At 69.6% G+C, this 3,436-nt stretch carries 3 protein-coding genes and 1 pseudogene; 2 read left to right on the top strand and 2 right to left on the bottom strand.

Annotation, left to right across the window (positions count from 1 at the left end):
- A partial coding sequence (locus tag JWP83_RS03880) for an L-aspartate oxidase (RefSeq protein WP_297726052.1) occupies window positions 1-1,183 on the bottom strand: 1,183 nt, incomplete at its 3' end.
- Complete coding sequence (gene nadA, locus JWP83_RS03875) at window positions 1,183-2,241, bottom strand: quinolinate synthase NadA (protein WP_297726049.1); 1,059 nt, start codon at window positions 2,239-2,241, stop codon at window positions 1,183-1,185. The genes nadA and JWP83_RS03880, both read right to left, overlap by 1 nt.
- A 46-nt stretch (window positions 2,242-2,287) precedes the next feature.
- Between nadA and JWP83_RS03870 the strand changes: the two genes are divergently transcribed.
- Both JWP83_RS03870 and JWP83_RS03865 read left to right on the top strand, forming a co-directional pair.
- Window positions 2,288-3,010, top strand: coding sequence for an NUDIX domain-containing protein (locus JWP83_RS03870; RefSeq protein ID WP_297726046.1), 723 nt, complete (start codon window positions 2,288-2,290; stop codon window positions 3,008-3,010).
- 152 nt (window positions 3,011-3,162) lie between these two features.
- A pseudogene (locus tag JWP83_RS03865) lies at window positions 3,163-3,436 on the top strand (lipase); the annotation flags it as partial.

Genomic DNA, 3,436 nt, shown 5'->3' with positions numbered 1-3,436 from the left:
GTCCGGCGCGGCCGCCGACGACCAGCCCCTCGAGCAGGCTGTTGGATGCCAGGCGGTTGGCGCCGTGCATCCCGGTGCGGGCCACCTCACCGGCGGCGAACAGCCCGGGCATCTCGGTCTGCCCGTGCACGTCGGCGACGACGCCACCGCAGCTGTAGTGGGCGCCGGGGACGACCGGGATGGGTTGACGGACGGGGTCGATGCCCGCGTCCCGGCACGCGGTGGTGACGGTCGGGAACCGCGCCTCGAAGCCCTCGATGCCGCGCGCGTCGAGGAAGACACACGGGTCGCCGGTCTCCCTCAGGCGCGCGTCGATGGCCGCCGCGACGACGTCGCGCGGGGCCAGATCGCCCATCGGGTGAACGCCGGCCGTGACCGAATTGCCTTGGCCGTCAAGCAATATCGCGCCCTCGCCGCGGATGGCCTCCGTGACGAGGGGGCGCCGGCCGCCGCCCTGACCGCCACCGAACAACATCGTCGGGTGGAACTGGATGAACTCGAGATCGCTGACGGCCACGCCGGCCCACAGCGCCAGCGCGATTCCGTCGCCGGTGGAGCCGTCGGGATTGGTGGTCGCCCCGTAGAGGTGCCCGAGGCCGCCGGAGGCCAGGATCACCGAGGGCGCGCTGACGATCCCGTATCCGTCCGGGTTGCCCACCCACACCCCGGTCACCGCCGTGCCGTCGTGCAGCACGCGCAGCGCCACGTGGCTGGTGCGGATGTCGAGCATGGCCGCGGCTTCGTCGAGCGCGCGCTGAACCTCGGCGCCGGTGGCGTCGCCCCCGGCGTGCACGATGCGGCGCCGCGAGTGGCCGCCCTCGCGCGTCACGTCCCAGCGGCCGGGCACGACCTCGTCGAATCGCGCTCCGGCACCGACCAATTCGGACACCGCGCGGTAGCCGTCGGCGACGATCGAGCCCACCGCGTCGGGATCGCACAGCCCCGCGCCCGCGGCCAGCGTGTCGGCGACGTGGGCGTCGACCGAATCGTCGTTGTCGGGCAGCACCACCGCGATGCCGCCCTGGGCGTAGTGGGTGGCGGTCATCCCGCGCGCCTGGTCCGCCTTGGACAGGACGACGACGCTGCGGCCGGCGCGATGGGCGGCCAGCGCCGCGGCCAATCCCGCGACGCCGGTTCCGATCACGACGACGTCGGCGGTGTGGGCCCAACTGGGACGGGCGATCATTCGCCGCCGCCCGGCTGCCCGATCTCGATCATCCGCCGCACGCTGCGCCGGCCGGCCGCAGCGGTCTCGGGGTCGACGTGGACTTCGTCGGCGCCCTGTACCAGGCAGCGCAGCAGGGCGGCCGGGGTGATCATCTTCATGTATTTGCAGGAGGCGCGGTCGTTGACCGCGCGGAAGTCGACTTGCGGTGCGGCCCGGCGCAATTGGTGCAACATGCCGACCTCGGTGGCGACCAGGACCTTGCGGGCGCGGGTCTCGTGGGCGGCCTCGAGCATGCCGCCGGTGGACAGGATCTTCACCCGCTCCGCCGGGAAGGCGCCCTCGCCGGCGAGGTACAAAGCCGAAGTGGCGCAGCCGCATTCGGGGTGGACGAACAGTTCGGCATCGGGATTTGCCCGCGCCTGCTCGGAGAGCTCGTCGCCGTTGATGCCGGCGTGCACGTGGCATTCCCCGGCCCACACGTGCAGGTTCTTGCGCCCCGTCACCCGGCGCACGTGGGCGCCGAGGAATTGATCCGGGCAGAACAGCACCTCGCGGTCGGGGTCGATGGACTCGACGACGTCGACCGCGTTGGACGAGGTGCAGCAGATGTCGGTGAGCGCCTTGACGGCGGCCGTGGTGTTGACGTAGGAGACGACGACGGCGCCGGGATGCTCGTCCTTCCAGGCGCGCAAATCGTCGGGGGTGATGGAATCGGCCAGCGAGCAGCCGGCCCGCTGGTCCGGAATGAGCACGGTCTTGTCCGGGCTGAGGATCTTGGCGGTCTCGGCCATGAAGTGCACACCGCAGAACACGATGGTGTCCTCGGGCGCGTCGGCGGCGATCCGGGACAGCGCCAGCGAATCGCCCACGTGGTCGGCGACGTCCTGGATGGCGGGCAGCTGGTAGTTGTGCGCGAGCAGGGTGGCGCCGCGCAGCTTCGCCAGCCGGCGAACCTCGGCGGCCCACTGCTCATCCCCGTCCACGCCGGCGTATCCGGTGGGTGTGTCGGTGATACGGGCGACCATGTCGGTCCCGTTTTCGGCGAACGACTCCATGCGAGTCAAGACCGTCACGGCGGCTCCTTTAGCGCTGGGAGGTTTTCGACTTATAATCGAAAACATGCGCCATATTAGCACTGAACACGAGGTGCTTGCGGTCGTGTTCCAGGTTCGCAGGGTGACAACAGCCCTTGGAAACGGGTTAAACAGAGAGAAACCGCAGCTGAACGTGCTGTTATGGCAACGTGCCAAGGATCCGCAAAGGGGCGCCTGGTCGCTGCCGGGCGGACAGCTGCGCAACGACGAGGACATGACCACCTCCGTCCTGCGCCAACTGGCCGAGAAGGTCGACCTGAAGGAGCTGGCACACCTGGAGCAGCTGGCTGTGTTCTCCGATCCCCACCGGGTACCGGACAAGCGGGTAATCGCGTCGACGTTCCTGGGCCTGGTGCCCTCCCCCGCGATCCCCGAGCTGCCGCCGGACACGCGCTGGCATCCGGTGAATTCGCTGCCGCCGATGGCGTTCGACCACGGCCCGATGGTGGCCTACGCCCGCACCCGGCTGATCGCCAAGATGTCCTACACCAACATCGGATTCGCTTTGGCTCCAAGGGAATTCGTACTGTCCACGCTGCGCGACATCTACGGCGCCGCGCTGGGCTATCAGGTCGACGCGACGAACCTGCAACGCGTGCTGGTCCGGCGCGGGGTCATCACCCAGACCGGGACCATGGCACAGTCCGGCCGCAGCGGCGGGCGCCCGGCGGCGCTGTATCACTTCACCGACTCCCAGCTGCGGGTCACCGACGAATTCGCCGCGTTCCGGCCGCCCGGCCAGATTTGAGCCGATTGCCCACGACACACCGGTACATTGGGCGGAACACCTTCGCCCGTGAGCCGGGGGGACCGACGAGAACTGGCTCACAATGCGGCGATTACGTTTTGGCCACCGCCCGTTCATGCGCGAGAATGCCGGATGGCCAAGAAGGGATCCTGATGGTTGAACTCGGCAATCTCGCGGGGACGCGTGACGCGCAGTGGATCGGACGGCCGCCGCACGAGGAACTGCAGCGCAAGGTCCGGCCGCTGCTGCCCTCGGACGACCCGTTCTACCACCCGCCGCCGGGCTACCAGCACGCCGAGCCCGGGACGGTACTGCGCTCGCGCGAGGTCGAGCTGGCGTTTCTCGGTCTGATCCCGCAGCCCGCCAAGGCTGTCCAGCTGCTCTACCGCACGATGAACATGAACGGCGAGCCCGAGGCGACGGCGA

It is taken from the genome of Mycobacterium sp., from assembly GCF_025965855.1.
GTDB lineage: Bacteria > Actinomycetota > Actinomycetes > Mycobacteriales > Mycobacteriaceae > Mycobacterium.
This window is presented reverse-complemented; position numbering and strand designations above follow the sequence as displayed.